We start from the raw sequence: 14,103 nt of genomic DNA on the forward strand, positions 1-14,103 counted from the left end.
CACGAGGGCCGTTGCCGGGCCCGTCCTACCGCGCGTCCCCCTTTAAAGGGGACGCTCAAGGTTCGCATCATCCCCCGAGGCACCGCTACAGCGAAGGCACCCGGGGACGTCGCACGTTTCACAGCAGGTCGTCTTCGGGCTCCGAAGGATCCGCCGTGCCTGCATTCTTCTTTTCGGTCGCCCCAGCCGCCGGGGCCGCCTCGGGCGCCGGGGTGACGGCGCCGCCCGCGGGCGTGGCCTGCGGGGACGTACCGGTGGCGGAGGCGGGCGTCACGGTGCCCGCGGGCTGCGGGGCCGGGGCGGCCTGCTTGTCCGCGGCCTGCATCTGGGCCTGCTGCTTCTTCTGCAGCTCCTCCATCTGCTTCGCCTGGTCCTCGGCGTGCTTCGCCTCGCGCTTGGCGTTGACGATGGCCTCCGCCTCGCGCAGCAGCCCGAAGACGGGCGACTCGGCGGACAGGGCCACGTCGCCGCCGGCCATGGCGATGTACTTCTTGTACAGCTCCACGGCGCGCTCGGGGGCGTCCTTCACCTTGTGGAGGATGACGGCGCGGTTGAGGCTCACCGCGGCGAGCTCGGGGTCCAGCTTCTCCGCCTCGTCGTACTCCTGCATGGCCTTGTCGAACTGGCCCTGGCCCTTGTAGGCGATGCCGAGGTTGAGGTGCGCGGTGGCGTTCTTCCCGTCCGCCTGGAGGATGCGGCGCAGGTGCTCCTCGGCGCCGGGGAAGTCCTCCGACTCCAGCGACAGCTGCGCCAGGGCCACGTGCGAGGGCACGTAGTCGTCACGCACCTCCAGCGCCTTCTTGAAGGACAGCCGCGCCTCGTCCTTGTCCCCTTCCTTGAGGAGGATGAGGCCCACCGCGTGGTGCAGCTCCGGGTCCGCCGCGTCCAGCTTCACGCCGCGCAGCGCCACCAGCTTCGCCATGGCCAGCTGCTTGCGGTCCAGGTAGCTGCGGATCATCACCTTCAGCGCGGTGGTGGACTGCGGGTCGCGCATCAGCGCGCCGCGGGCCAGCTCCATCGCCTTGTCGTGGTCTCCCTGCTGCCGGTAGATCTCCGCCAGGCGGGCGCGGGACTGGGCGTCGTCCGGGTAGCGCTGCAGCACCTCCTGGTAGAGGGCCACCGCGCCGGCCACGTTGCCCGCGTTCTGCTCCATGATGGCCAGATTGTCCGAGGCCTGGCGCAGCGAGGGCTTCTTGGAGAGCGCCGCCTTGTACTGCGCGCGCGCCTCGTCGTTCTTGCCCTGGCGCTCGGCGATGACGCCGAGGTTGTAGTGGGCCTCGGCGAAGTTCGCGTCCGACTCCAGCGCCAGCTTGAACTTGCGCTCGAGCGTCGGGTAGTCGAAGGCCTTCGCCTTCTTCTGCGCGTCGAACGCCTTCACGGCGTCCTCGAAGCGGGCCTTGGCCGTGTTGGAGATGGGCGGGGGCGCCGGCTCCTTGCCGGGCGTCTGCGCCGTGGTGGGGTTCTTCGCCGTCGTGGTGGGGCCGCTGGCCTTGGAGGCCGAGCAGCCGGCGGCCACGAGCGACGTGGCGACCAGAAGGGGGAACAGGCGCATGGTGCGGGTCTGGGTCCGGTTCATTAGAGGAAGTCCTCCGGCTCCTCGTCAGCCGTGCCCTGCTTCGTGGGCGCGGCCCCGTCCTTGGAGGCGGCGGGCTTGGAGTCCACCTGGGTCTCGGTCTGCGAGCGCAGCTGCTGGGTGAGGTCCGTCAGGTCCTCGTTCAGCTCCGACGCCTTCGTCTTCTGCGCCTCCGCGACGGCCTTGGGGGCCGGCGGGGGCACGTCCTGGATGGCGGCCAGCAGGTCGCCGCCGATGATCTGCTCGCGGCCCTTGAGCGCCACCTTCTCCTCCGGCATGTCCGGGAAGCGGTCCGGCGCGTACGTGGTGCGCAGCATCTTCAGGCTCTCCGCGGCGCACTCGTTGTACACGTCCAGCTCGCGGCTCTTGCTCACCGTGGCGGCGAAGGCCTCGGTGGCCTTGTCCTTCAGCGGCTGGGCCTGGTTGGCGAACTCGTCGCGCAAAGCCTGCTGCGCCTCCTCGTCCAGCCCGCGCGGCATGGGCGCGTTGATGACGCGGTCGGCGAAGTGGTCATACGCCAGGCCAATGCGGTTGAGCGCGCAGATGGCGGACTCGGGCGCGCCCAGGGCCACCGTCTGCACGTACTTCTTCTCCACCACCTGCAGCGCCTTGCTCTTGTCCTGGATGCTGGCCCGGAAGCGGTCCGGCGACGGCGGCGCGCCCCAGTACAGCTTCAGCCGCTTGTACTCCTGCCAGTCCAGGTCCACGGAGAGGAACTGCGCCTGCGCGGAGGTGGCCAGCGCCGGCTTCTCCAGCGTCGTCTGCACGCGGCGGGGCAGCTGGTCGAAGTGCTCGTAGACGCGCTTGTACATGCGCGCCACGTCCCGCGACTTCCCCATCTTCTTGTAGAGGTCGATGATGCGCCCCTCGGCCGTGAGGAACTTGCTCGCCGAGCGCATGTTGTCGCGCTCGTACTCCTCCAGCATCTTGATGGCGCGCATGCCACCGCCGCTCTTGCCCGTCAGGTCGATGATGGACAGGCGGATGTCATCCGCGTCCTTCGCCTTGGGCCACAGCTCCAGGTAGCGCTCGCGGTTCTTCAGCGCGGCCTTCGTCTGGCCCAGCCCGGCGCGGTAGGTGGAAGCGTTGTAGAGCGCCACCTGCGCCTTGGACTCCTCCCACTTCTGCGGGACGACGGGCTTGTCATCGCCACCCTTCTTGCCGCGCGACTTGCCGGCGCCCTTCTCCGCCACGCTGCGCTCGTAGCCGCGCACGTAGGCCTCGTAGGTGGCCGCCGCATCCTCGAAGTCGCCAATGGCCTCCATCGCCTCCGCGTTGGCGTAGATGGAGTCCGGCACGTACTTGGACCGCGGGTACTTCGAGAACAGGGCCTTGCGGACCTCGATGGTCTTATCGAGCTGCTTCGCCTTGTAGTAGTCGATGGACGCGTTGTAGAGCGCCAGGTCGGCGATCTCCGTCTGCGGGAAGTCCTTCACGAAGGCGAGGTACGCCTCGGCCGCCTTCTGGAACTCCTTCTTCTCCTCCAGCTGGCTGACGAGCTTGAACGACGACTGCTCGATGAGCTTGGCCAGGTCGTCGCGGAACTTGCCCACCGCCAGCTTGTCGTTGGCGTAGAAGCGCCGCGCCCACTCGTTCACCTTCGAGAAGTCCTGCAGCAGGTTGTACGAGTCGAGGATGAGGTTGGCGGCAATCTCCGACGCGCGCTCGCCGTTCTCGAACTTGTACTCGGGGTAGCCCAGCGCAATCTCGCTGAAGCGCAGCACCGCCTCGTCGAAGTGGTTGTGGCGGTAGTAGATGTTGGCCGCCTTGAAGGCGATCTCCACCCGCTTGTCGCCCTTGGGCACGTACTTGAGGTAGCGCTCGCACGCGTCGAGCAGCGCCTTCTTCAGCGGGGGGATGGTGGCCTTCTTGGTGATGTCCGCGCCCGCCACGCTCTTGTCCTCGCCGCGCGCCTCGCCGGCCTTCACCACTTCGTCGTAGGCGAGCACCGCGTTGTAGGAGGCGTTCTGCAGCCACTTGCCCGGCTTGCCCGGCTTCGGCTTGCCCTTGTCGTCCTTGGCCTCCAGCACCTTCGCGTCCTGGAGGACGACGAGCGTGTAGTTGGCGGCGGCCTTGTCGTAGTTCTGCAGGTTGTCGTTGAGGAGCTCCGCCCAGAAGAAGCGCAAGTCGTACGCCTTGGGGTTCTCCGGGAAGAGCGTGAGGTAGTCGCTGTACACGGCGTCCGCGTACTTGAACGTCTCCTCGTTGCGCGTCTTCTTGCCCTCGTTGTGCCAGGTGACGGCGAGGTTGGACAGCGTGCGCTCGGAGAGCTCCTTCGCCTCCGCCAGCAGCTTCTTGTCCTTGTCCTCCTTGATGACGCCGGAGGACTCGACCTCCTTCATGATCTTCACGAGCCGGCGCACCTGGGCCACGGTGCGCTCCTTGTTGCCCATGCGAAGGACGCAGTCGACGATCTTCCCCTGGAAGCCGGGCGCCTCGGGCGACAGCGGCTTCTCCTTGATGAGGCCGTTGAAGGTGATGGCCGCTTCGCGGTCCTTGCCATCCCCGTAGTAGAGGTTGGCGAGCTGCTTCAACATCGTGAAGCGGTCCTCGGGGTTGGTGGCCACCTTGCCGAACTCCGCGCGGGCCTGGGCCACGTCACCCTGGTTCGCGTACGCGCGCACGTAGTCGGTGCGCGCCTCGCGGACCAGCGAGCTCTTGCCGCTCTTGCCGCCGTCCTTCTCCACCGCGCTGGCGCCGGCCAGCTCGCCGTAGAGCACCACCGTCTTGAACTTGTCCTTGGCCGACTCGTAGTCGCCCATGTTGTAGTGACACCAGCCCTGCTTGTAGAGGGCGAAGGCGTACACCTGGCTCTCGGGGAACTCGGCGGCCTTCTTGTAGGCCACGAGCGCCTTCTCCAGCTCCGGGCGCTTTCCCTTGGAGTTGTTGAAGTAGTACTCGCCGAACGCCAGGTACGCGTCGGGGATGTACTTGGACTGGGGGTACTTCTCCACCAGCCGCTTGAAGGCCACGAGCGCCTTGCGGTCCTGGCCCTCCTCCATGAGGTACTGGCCGAGGAAGAAGAGCACCTCGTCGGTGCGCTCGAACTTCGGGTGCTCCTGGACGATCTTCGTGTACTGCTCCACCGCGAGCTTGCCGTACTCCTTCTGCTTCGCGGTCAGCTCCGCCTTCTCCGCCTTGGCGCGCTGCTGGCCCATGGCGTCGTTGCGGTTCATCGCCTTGATGAGCTCGTCGTCCTTCCGGTTGGCCTCGAAGAAGTAGAACTTCGACTCCTCCCAGTAGAACTCGCCCAGGCGGAACAGGAGGCTGGGGAGCTCCTTCTGATCCGGCGACAGGGAGATGATCTTCTTCAGAGACTGGATCTGCTCGCGGCGCTTGGAGGCCACCTGCAGCTCCACGCCCAGCCGGAACTGGTCGTACTGGAGCGCGGGGGCGACCTCCTCCTTCTTCTTTTCACGGGTGATGTCACCGGCCAGGGACTTGTCCACCGCAGTGGCGGACTTCCGGCCGAGATCGGCATCGCGCGTGGCTTTCTTTTCCTGGGCGGCGGATGCCGTGGCCAGGAGCACGAGGCAGACGAGTAGCGAACGGCGCATGGTCTTCCTAAGGGAGGGGGACCGGCGTCCCCGGTAGCTTGCCTGCTCGGCAAGTATCCGGGAATCTTCGGGAATTTCCATTCGGGGTGCCTCACTATGCGCGGTTTGGCCGCAGCGGGTCAACCATGACTGGCCGGCTGCTTGCTGCGCGGAAAGCACGCCGGAAATCTTCCAGAGGCGCTGTGAAAAAGGCGGCTTCGGAGTTGCCTTGTCGGACCCAGCGGGTATGGGGGAGCAGTCGGCCGGCTGCTCGGCTGCCCTGCCCTGGAGTACGTGTCGGATCATGAGTCTGCTCCCCGAGAGCGCCAGCTTCGAAGAGCTGGTGCAGGACTACTTCCTCGCGGTGCGCGGCGCGGGGTTGATGCTGTCCGCGCTGGACACGGAGCTTTTGACGACCTGGGCCCGGGAAGGCGTTCCCTTCGAAGTGGTGGCGCGGGGCATTGCCCGCTCGGCGGAGAAGGCGCTGTGGGACGCGCGGCCCGGAGAGCCGGTGCTGCGCTCGCTGCGCTCGTGCCGGCGGCAGGTGGACTCGGAGATCAAGAAGTACCGCGCGCTGGCGGCGGGCGCGGGCGCGGAGGAGCCCCAGGCGCGGCGCAAGAAGGCCCGCACGTGGGAGGAGACCCGACACGCGCGGCTGTGCGCGGCGCTGGACGACCTGGCGGGGCGGGAAGAGGCCCTGGCGCCCCGTGTGCGGCGGGTGATGGTGACGGTGCTCTCACATGTCCCCACCGAGCCCGCGGCCATGGATGCGCAGGAGGCGCTGGCCTTCCTGCTGATGCTCAGGGCCCTGCCCTTCTCCGAGCGGCGCGCCCTGTGGCGCGAGGCCCTGGAGGCGGGAGCGGAGCAGCAGGTGATGTCCACGCGGGCGCGGCGGGTGGCGCGGCGCTTCCGGGTGTTGGTGGCGGTGCGGCGGCGACTGGGCGTGAAGGAAGTGTGAAGGGAACGCCCGGCTGCACGCCTGTTCAGCTGGCTGAAGGGGCGCGGGGAGGGTCTGCTATGGCAATGCGCGAGATGGGTGCGAAGGTGACGGGCGAGGCGTGTGGGGTGTGCATGGGGCGGACCTACGTGCTCGAGCGGCGTGGGGATGTGGCCATGGCTCGGGTGTGCGCGTGCTCGGAGAGCTGCTCCGTGTGCGGCGGGCGCGGGCACGTGCTGGTGGAGCGCGAGGGCGTGTTCAGCCAGAAGATGGGCCCCCGGCTCTACGAGGTGATGGAGCCGTGCGTGTGCACGCGGCGGCGGCGGCGCGTGTCCCTCTTCAACGACGTGGGGCTGCCCGGCGTCGTGTCTCACGCGAGCTTCGACAACTACCGGGCCTTCAACGAGGCGCAGGACCGGGGCCGCGGCGTGGCCATGCACTTCGGCCACCATTATGTGAAAGGCGGCACGGACTCGAAGGGAGGCCCGGCGAAGGGCTTCATCCTCAGTGGCCCGGTGGGCACGGGGAAGACGCACCTGATGGCGGCCACGCTCGCGCACCTGGTGCTGGAGGTCGGCGTGCGGGCCCGCTACGTGGAGATTTCCCTGCTGTACGCCACCATCCGGCGGGGCTTCCAGGACGGCAAGAGCGGCGGCGAAATCATCGGCCCGCTGTCGGACGTGGAGGTGCTGGCCATCGACGAGCTGGGCAAGGGACGCGGCAGCCCGTTCGAGATGGAGACGCTCGATGAGCTGATTGCCCGCCGCTACAACGCGGGCCGCACCACGCTGTTCGCGACGAACTACTCGCTGGAGCCGGAGAAGAAGGCCGTGCGGACGGCGGCTCCCACGGGCTACCGGACGACGGACGACTCGCGCAACGCCGCGCGTGAGGCGGAGCTGCTGCGCGAGCGCGTGGGTGAGCGCATCTACAGCCGCCTCTGCGAGATGTGCACCTTCGTGGAGCTGCCCCGCGACACGCCGGACCGGCGCCGCACGCGGCAGGAGATGGACTCGCCCATGCACCACGCGCCGGGCGGGATGCGCAGCGCGGGGCGGTGAGGCCTCAAGCGCTCATGACCGACGTCATCCTCGTCCTCGTCACCGCGCCCTCCACCGACAAGGCCGCCGAGCTGGCGCGCACGCTGGTGGAGGAGCAGCTCGCCGCGTGCGGCAACATCGTCCCGGGCCTGCGCTCCATCTACCGGTGGGAGGGCAAGGTCCACGACGAGCAGGAGGTGCTGCTCATCCTCAAGACGCGGGACGTCCTCTTCGAGGCCCTGCGCGCCCGCGTCGTCGCACTGCATCCCTATGACGTCCCCGAGGTGCTGCGCCTCGACATCACCGACGGCCACGGCCCCTACCTGGCCTGGGTGCGTGACAACGCCCGCTTCTCCCCGTGAGCGGCCCGGAGCCACTGCCCAATCCCGAGCGTGACTGGGAGCGGAAGGCGGAGCTCCGCGCGCTCGGCCGCGAGGAGATTGTCCAGCGCATCGGCCCCACCGACGAGCCCTGCGAGCTGCTGAGCGGCGGCCTCGCCAACGTCAACGTGCGCGTCGGCACCGGGCGCGTGCTGCGCGTCTACCGGCGGGACACGGGGGCGCTGCGAAAGGAGCAGGCGCTGCTCGGGCTCGGCTGGAAGTCCTTCCGCGTCCCGGCGGTGCTCGCCTCGGGCGAGGACTTCCTCCTGCTGGAGTATGTCCCCCACGCTTCGTTGCAGGGCTCAGCGGCGCATGGCGCGGCGCTGGGGCTCGCGCTCTCGGAGGTGCATGCCCGCGGCTACTCCGAGGCCGGACTCCTGGGGCCCGCGCTGGACGTGGTGACGCCGTTCCACGACGTGTTCGGCGCGTTCCATGACCACCTGCGCTCGCAGCTCGACGCGCTGGAACCCGCGCTCCGCTCGGAGCTGTACACGCCGCTCTCCGGCTTCATCGCGCGGCACGCGGAGTCGATGTTCGCGCGAGCCGGTGCCGCCGTGCTGCTCCACGGCGACTTCAAGCCCGCCAACCTCCACGACACGGAGGCGGGCCTGCCCCTGGTCCTCGACTGGGAGTTCGCCTACGCCGGGCCCGCGCTCCTGGACGTGGGCCAGCTGCTGCGCTGGGAGCCGCCCGAGCCCTTCGTGGAGGCCTTCGCCGCCAGCTACCGGGCGCACGGAGGACACCTGCCGGACGGCTGGCGGCGGCAGGCGGAGGTGTTCGACCTCTTCAACCTCGTTGGCCTGCTGGCGGGTTCCGCCCCCGGCACGAAGCGGGCCGAGGACGTGCGACGGCGCATCCTGAAGACACTGGATGCGCCGGGAGAAGTCTGAGCGGCTCGAAGAAGATACCTGCTCAGTGCCGCTCGCACTGCGCCAGCGCGCGCACCAGCCCGTTGCCGGAGTCCGCCACGTAGAGGCGCCCGTCCGCCCCCACCGCCAGGCCCGCGGGGAGCACGAAGCTCGCGCGCTCTCCGGGTCCGTCGGCGTGCCCGTAGCGCCCGTTGCCCGCCATCGTCGTCACCTCGCGCGGCGAGCCGTCCTCTCCGAAGAGGATGCGCCGCACGCGGTAGTTGCCCGGGTCCGACACCGCCAGCGAGCCATCCGGCAGCACCGCCACGCCCAGGTAGGGCAGGAACTGCGCCGTCTCCGGCTTCCCGTCCCTGAAGCCCGGCGTGGTGCCCGCCACCACGGAGGTGACGCCCCCGCGGATGCGCACCACGCGCGCCATGCCCGTCTCCACCACGTACAGGGTGTTGCCATCCGCGGACACCGCCACCGCGGACGGCCGGTACATCCAATCCCCCTGCAGCGTCGTCACCGGGTTGCCGAGCGCCACCAGGTCGATGCGGCGAATCACGCCGTTGTTCAGGTCCGCCACCAGCAGCGCGGTGCCGTCCGGGGTGAGCGTCAGCCCCGCGGGCTGGTTGAAGGCCGCGCCCATCGCGGGCCCGTCCTGCATGCCCGGCGTCGTCCCGGCGAACACTTCCGCCTTCCCTCCGTCCGCGGGGATGCGCCGGATGACGTGCGCGTCCGAGTCCGCCACGTAGATGTTGCCCGCCGCGTCCGCGGCGATGCCCATGGGCCCGTTCAGCCCCGTGAGCACCGTGCGAATGGTGCCGTCCGCCGACACGCGCTTCACCGCGTTGGCCAGCGCATCGGCTACCGCCCAGCCGCCATCCGGCAGCACCGCCACCGCCACCGGCGCGCCGAGCGCGTCCGAGGCCACCGCCCCCCCCGCGCGCGGACGCTTTCCGGGCTCCCCCGCCACCGTCTGCACGGAGGGCGAGAAGGGCCCCTCGGGCTGGGTGACGTTCTTGCGCTGGAACTCCACCAGCCCCTCCGGCACCGGCCGGCCCAGGGCCTTGTAGAGGACGTTGGCGACGATGCGCGCGGCGCGCGGGTCCGCCATGTCCTCGGTGGCCAGCGTGCGCACGAAGTCGATGCCACCCGCGGAGAAGACGTACGCGCTCCCCTGCTTGCGCACCACCATGTGGCCGAACCCGAAGGCCCCCTGGAGCGACAGCGTCGGGGACTCCGCCAGCACGTCCAGTCCCTTGGGCGAAGCGCCGTTGTCCACCACCTGGTCCACTTCGTAGCCGTTGGCCATCCACAGCGTGTCACCGGCCTTCAGCCCCGTGCCCTCCAGCGCCCAGTGGTTGGGCGCGGTGATGACGGTGGGGAAGCCGAACTGGTGCCAGCGGGAGGCGAACTGCACGCCGAGCAGCGCATTCTCCGGACGCTTCTGCGGCAAATCCCTGAACTTCGCCGTGCGGCGCGAGTCCTTGAACGGGTCGTTCGCGTGGCCCTTGTAGCAGGTGACGATGCGGCGCGGCCGCCCGTCCGCCGCCGGCTCCATCCGAACCTGCCAGTACGCGTTGTTCGCGCCCAGGTTGAGCAGCGAGCGCCCTTCCGCCAGCGCCCGGTCCGCATGGTCCCTGTTCCGCGAGGACCAGTACTCGTCGTGCCCGGAAAGGATGAACGCCTTCGCCCCCGCCACGAAGTCGTAGCTGGCGTCCAGGTCCTCGTCGGTGAAGTAGCCCACGTCCAGCCCCTGCGCCTCCAGCCACTGCACGAGGCTGAGGTCGTCCGTCAGCAGGTGCCCGGTGCCCTGCCCCCGGTGGTAGGGCCTGTCGTAGGACGACTTGAAGGCACGGCTGACGCCGTGCGGCTTCATCACCTGGAACTTGTCGTCATAGAGGCTGGTGCCGCCCCACGTGTTGTAGGCGGCCCAGTTCGCGGTGGGAATCAGCACCGCCACCTCCGCGCGCGGATTCGCGTCCCGCACGAGGAAGGGCACGTAGCGCTGGTAGCGGTCGTCGCGAATCAGCTTCACGACGTACACGCCGCGCACCCAGTCACTGCCCACGGGAATCTCCAGCGCGGGCGCCCACGTGCACGCAGTCACCCCGGTGTCCGGGTCCGTCGGGCACTCGGCCTGCTTCACGCCCTGCAGCGGGCCGCCACGCGCCACCTCGCGGCCCCCTGCCCCGCCGTAGTGCCCCAGCCGGTACACCACCCAGCGGTAGCTCTTCGCCGTGGAGAGGGACACCGCCACCCGCAGCGTGTCGCCCTGCTGCAACGTGGTCTCGAGCGCATAGCCCTCGATTTCACGGGAGTTGGCCACACGCTCGCCGATGTCGCGGTTGATGCGCCACGCCGTCGTTCCCGGGCGCTGGTTCTCCTTGCGCACCGCGTCCGCGTCGCGCGCTGGCAGCTCCGGGAGGGGGCCGGCGTCCGGCTCCTCCACCACACCGCCGTCGGGCGCGGCCTCGCCGCCGTCGGTGCCGGCGTCGATGATGCCGGGGTGGAAGCCGCCGTCGCCCCCGTCGTGGCCGTCCTCCAGGGGCGGCTCGTCATGACGGTCTCCCAGGTCCGGCCGCTCGGGCGCGGTCTGCTCCTGGCAACCACCCCATGCGAACAGGAGGGCCAGTCCGCCCGCCACCATCCACCACCGGCTTCCCCGTGCCATCCCGTCCTCCACATCACGGTGTTCTGGGCGCGAGGGTAGGCACGAACCCACCGGAGGGAAGCGGGGTGCCACACCGGAGGCGCGTGGATCAACACTCCGCCCCCGGCGTGCCCCATGTGGGAAGCGGCCTACCCGCCGAGGAGCTCCCGGTGCACCCGGGCCGTCAGCCCCTTCAGGTGCGCCTTGTCCACCAGCAACGTCAACTGCAGCGGCGAGGTGTGGACGGCGTACACCCGCGCCCCCAGCTCCTCCGCCGCCGCCAGCGCCCGACGCAAGGGCACCCAGTCCGCGTTCAGCCCCACGCCGACGCAGGTGACGGTGCCCAGGTCCTCGCGCCAGGACACCGCCTCGCCGAAGCGCGTGGCCAGGTCCTTGCGCAGCGCGTCCGTCCCGTGGATGTCCGCCAGCGGCACCGCGATGGCGGTGTGCCTCGCTCCGTCCACGGGCCCGTCGAAGCCGAGCGTCCGGCCTCGCACACCCCTGGCATCCAGGAACTCCAGCAGCTCCTCCAGCCGCACCTGTTCGCTGGCGGACAGCACCGCCATCTCCGGCTCGGCGGTGACGCCCTTCACCCGGTTGTCGGCGGGGCCGGACAACTCCTGCACCACCGTGCCCGTCCCCTGCCCGTGCGCGGTGCGCGCGAGGATGGCGATGCCGCGCGCCTTGGCCCACTCCACCGCCTGCGCGTTGAGCACCTTGGCGCCCGCGCTCGCCAGCTCCTGCATCTCGTCGTAGCTCAGCGACTCCAGCTTGTGCGCGTCCGGCACCACGCGCGGGTCCGCGCTGAAGACGCCGTCCACGTCCGAGAAGATTTCACACGCTTCCGCGTCCAGCGCGGCCGCCAGCGCCACCGCCGTCGTGTCCGAGCCGCCGCGCCCCAGCGTCGTCACCTCCTTCTTGTAGGACACGCCCTGGTAGCCCGCGACGATGACCACCTTGCCCCGCGCCAGCTCGTCGTGGATGCGGAAGGGCCGCACCTCGACGATGCGGGCCTGCGCGTGCGCGTCGTTGGTGATGATGCCGCTCTGACTGCCCGTGAAGCTGATGGCCGGCACCCCCATCTCCTGGAGGGCCATGGACAACAGCGCCATGGAGATGCGCTCGCCGCACGTCAGCAGCATGTCCAGCTCTCGCCGGGGCGGGTCCTCGGACACGCCCTTGGCCAGGGCCAGCAATTCGTCCGTGGTGTCGCCCATGGCGCTCACCACCACCACCACCTGGTAGCCCGAGTCGCGCTTGTCCTTCACGCGCCCGGCCACCTTGCGAATCTTCGCCACGTCGGCGACCGAGGAGCCGCCGTACTTCTGCACCACGATTGGCATAGACGCCTCACTACCCCTGTTCGGCGTGTCCGGGGAACCGCACCGGCCCCCCTGTTGCAGGAGTCCGGCCAGCAGGGCAAGCCCGCTCCCGGAGTACGGGGGCTCGCCTTGACAGGCGAAAGTCGGCTTTTATATTCGCGCGCCTTTTTCCGAGACCGTCAGGCGATTCCGCTCAACGGCCCACGGCCCTGGGTGGAGCGCTTCTTCACGGAGCCTTCCCATGCCGATGATAGAGGTGCAGCACCTCACCAAGCGCTACCGGGACAGAGTGGCCGTGGAGGACCTCACCTTCAGTGTCGAAGAGGGTGAGATTCTCGGCTTCCTCGGCCCCAACGGCGCTGGCAAGTCCACCACCATGAAGATTCTCACCGGGTTCCTGCCGCCGTCGGCGGGCACGGCCCGGGTGGGAGGCTTCGACGTCTTCGAGCAGCCGCTGGAGGTGAAGCGGCGCATCGGCTACCTGCCGGAGACGCCGCCGCTCTACCCGGAGATGACGGTGCGCGGGTACCTCAAGTTCGTGGCGTCCCTGAAGGGGCTGCCCGGCCGCGGCCTCAAGACGGAGGTGGAGCGGGTGGCCGGCCTCACCGGCGTGACGCACGTCCTGGACCGCGTCATCCAGAACCTCTCCAAGGGCTACAAGCAGCGCGTCGGAATCGCCCAGGCGCTGCTCGGCTCGCCGCCGGTGCTCATCCTCGACGAGCCCACCGAAGGGCTGGACCCCACGCAGCGCGCCGAGGTCCGCGCCCTCATCAAGGGGCTGGCCGGCAAGCACACCGTCATCCTCTCCACGCACATCCTCCCGGAGGTGACGATGACGTGCGAGAAGGTCCTCATCATCAACCAGGGGAAGATTGTCGCCTACGACGAGATTCGCAAGCTGGCCAGCCTCCACGGCCAGGCGGACAGCGCGTCGCTGGAAGAAGTCTTCATCAAGCTGACCGCCGCCTGAGCGGCGCACGCCTTCAAGGAACCCATCCATGCGCACCGCCCTGGCGATTGCCCGCAAGGAGCTGTCCATCTACTTCACGACGCCGTGGGCCTATGCGGTCTTCACGGCGATGGTGGCGCTCTCGTCGTTCTTCTTCGTGGACCTGCTGCAGAAGTTCAAACAGGTGCAGGACATGGCGCGGCTGATGGGCTGGGAGCAGATGCCCCCGGACTTCAGCGTCTACCGCAACCTCACCGACGGCGTGGTGGTGCAGCTGTGGGGCACCGTCCTCATCGTCACCCTCTTCGTGGCGCCCTTCCTCTCCATGCGCCTGTTCGCCGAGGAGAAGCGCAACAAAACCTTCGAATTGCTGATGACGGCGCCGGTGCGGCCCATCGAAATCGTGGTGGGCAAGTACCTGGGCGGGCTGGGCGTCATCTCCGCCACGCTGGGGCTCACCATCGTCTTCCCGCTGCTGCTGGCGGCGTTCGGCAAGGCGGAGTCCGGCACCGCGCTGGAGTGGTCCACGGTGCTGCTGGGCTACGGCGGGCTCCTGGTGTGGGGCGCCACCTGCATGGCGGTGGGGCTGTTCATCTCCGCGCTGACGGAGAGCCAGATGCTGGCGGCCTTCCTCACCTTCACGGTGCTGCTGCCGTGGATGCTGCTGTCCGGCGTGGCGCAGTCCGCGGAGGAGCCCCTGCGCTCGGTGCTGACGTACCTGTCCTTCGACGCGCAGCTGCAGAACATGCTCAAGGGGGTGATGGACGTGCAGTCGCTCGTGTTCTTCGCCTCGGTCATCGTCTTCTCCCTGCTGCTCACCCACCGCACGGTGGAAGCACAGCGCTGGGCCTGAACCGCC

Annotated in this window: 10 protein-coding genes; 6 read left to right on the forward strand and 4 right to left on the reverse strand. The window is 69.3% G+C overall.

The window, feature by feature from the left end; all coding sequences use genetic code 11:
• Window positions 1-118: 118 nt before the first annotated feature.
• Both gltE and ACX9TP_RS32320 read right to left on the reverse strand, forming a co-directional pair.
• Window positions 119-1,576, reverse strand: coding sequence for an adventurous gliding motility TPR repeat lipoprotein GltE (gene gltE, locus ACX9TP_RS32315; protein ID WP_482974496.1), 1,458 nt, complete (start codon window positions 1,574-1,576; stop codon window positions 119-121).
• The gene (locus ACX9TP_RS32320) at window positions 1,576-5,130 is read right to left on the reverse strand and encodes a tetratricopeptide repeat protein (protein ID WP_482974497.1); all 3,555 of its coding nucleotides are present in this window, start codon (window positions 5,128-5,130) and stop codon (window positions 1,576-1,578) included. Before ACX9TP_RS32320 ends, gltE begins: the two co-directional genes overlap by 1 nt.
• A 283-nt stretch (window positions 5,131-5,413) precedes the next feature.
• Between ACX9TP_RS32320 and ACX9TP_RS32325 the strand changes: the two genes are divergently transcribed.
• From ACX9TP_RS32325 to ACX9TP_RS32340, 4 genes are read left to right on the forward strand one after another with little or no spacing between them, the layout of a single operon-like run.
• Window positions 5,414-6,067: a hypothetical protein gene (locus tag ACX9TP_RS32325; RefSeq protein WP_482974498.1), complete on the forward strand. Its 654-nt coding sequence runs from the start codon at window positions 5,414-5,416 to the stop codon at window positions 6,065-6,067.
• A 59-nt stretch (window positions 6,068-6,126) separates the two neighbouring features.
• Entirely contained in the window at window positions 6,127-7,107 is a 981-nt protein-coding gene (locus ACX9TP_RS32330) for an ATP-binding protein (RefSeq protein ID WP_482974499.1), read from the forward strand.
• A 14-nt stretch (window positions 7,108-7,121) separates the two neighbouring features.
• Window positions 7,122-7,448, forward strand: a complete 327-nt coding sequence (gene cutA / locus ACX9TP_RS32335) for a divalent-cation tolerance protein CutA (protein ID WP_482974500.1) — start codon at window positions 7,122-7,124, stop codon at window positions 7,446-7,448.
• On the forward strand, window positions 7,445-8,356 hold the full coding sequence (locus ACX9TP_RS32340) for a phosphotransferase family protein (RefSeq protein ID WP_482974501.1): 912 nt from the start codon (window positions 7,445-7,447) through the stop codon (window positions 8,354-8,356). The genes cutA and ACX9TP_RS32340 overlap by 4 nt, the downstream gene beginning before the upstream one ends.
• Window positions 8,357-8,378: 22 nt before the next feature.
• Here ACX9TP_RS32340 and ACX9TP_RS32345 read toward each other — a convergent pair whose 3' ends face one another.
• On the reverse strand, window positions 8,379-10,994 hold the full coding sequence (locus tag ACX9TP_RS32345; protein WP_482974502.1) for a N,N-dimethylformamidase beta subunit family domain-containing protein: 2,616 nt from the start codon (window positions 10,992-10,994) through the stop codon (window positions 8,379-8,381).
• A gap of 128 nt (window positions 10,995-11,122) precedes the next feature.
• Window positions 11,123-12,316, reverse strand: a complete 1,194-nt coding sequence (locus ACX9TP_RS32350) for an aspartate kinase (RefSeq protein WP_482974503.1) — start codon at window positions 12,314-12,316, stop codon at window positions 11,123-11,125.
• 226 nt (window positions 12,317-12,542) lie between these two features.
• Between ACX9TP_RS32350 and ACX9TP_RS32355 the strand changes: the two genes are divergently transcribed.
• Both ACX9TP_RS32355 and ACX9TP_RS32360 read left to right on the forward strand, forming a co-directional pair.
• Window positions 12,543-13,265: an ABC transporter ATP-binding protein gene (locus tag ACX9TP_RS32355; RefSeq protein ID WP_482982253.1), complete on the forward strand. Its 723-nt coding sequence runs from the start codon at window positions 12,543-12,545 to the stop codon at window positions 13,263-13,265.
• Between the two features lie 28 nt (window positions 13,266-13,293).
• Window positions 13,294-14,097 carry an ABC transporter permease gene (locus ACX9TP_RS32360; protein WP_482974504.1) on the forward strand — a complete coding sequence of 268 codons (804 nt, stop codon included), beginning with the start codon at window positions 13,294-13,296 and terminating at the stop codon, window positions 14,095-14,097.
• The last annotated feature ends 6 nt before the right edge of the window (window positions 14,098-14,103 follow it).

It is taken from the genome of Pyxidicoccus sp. M15 (genome assembly GCF_056858435.1).

Bases quoted from the DNA above. Each gene is read 5' to 3' on its own strand.
- gltE (WP_482974496.1), bottom strand. From the start codon at position 1,576: ATGAACCGGACCCAGACCCGCACCATGCGCCTGTTCCCCCTTCTGGTC.
- ACX9TP_RS32320 (WP_482974497.1), bottom strand. From the start codon at position 5,130: ATGCGCCGTTCGCTACTCGTCTGCCTCGTGCTCCTGGCCACGGCATCC.
- ACX9TP_RS32325 (WP_482974498.1), top strand. From the start codon at position 5,414: ATGAGTCTGCTCCCCGAGAGCGCCAGCTTCGAAGAGCTGGTGCAGGAC.
- ACX9TP_RS32330 (WP_482974499.1), top strand. From the start codon at position 6,127: ATGGCAATGCGCGAGATGGGTGCGAAGGTGACGGGCGAGGCGTGTGGG.
- cutA (WP_482974500.1), top strand. From the start codon at position 7,122: ATGACCGACGTCATCCTCGTCCTCGTCACCGCGCCCTCCACCGACAAG.
- ACX9TP_RS32345 (WP_482974502.1), bottom strand. From the start codon at position 10,994: ATGGCACGGGGAAGCCGGTGGTGGATGGTGGCGGGCGGACTGGCCCTC.
- ACX9TP_RS32350 (WP_482974503.1), bottom strand. From the start codon at position 12,316: ATGCCAATCGTGGTGCAGAAGTACGGCGGCTCCTCGGTCGCCGACGTG.
- ACX9TP_RS32355 (WP_482982253.1), top strand. From the start codon at position 12,543: ATGATAGAGGTGCAGCACCTCACCAAGCGCTACCGGGACAGAGTGGCC.
- ACX9TP_RS32360 (WP_482974504.1), top strand. From the start codon at position 13,294: ATGCGCACCGCCCTGGCGATTGCCCGCAAGGAGCTGTCCATCTACTTC.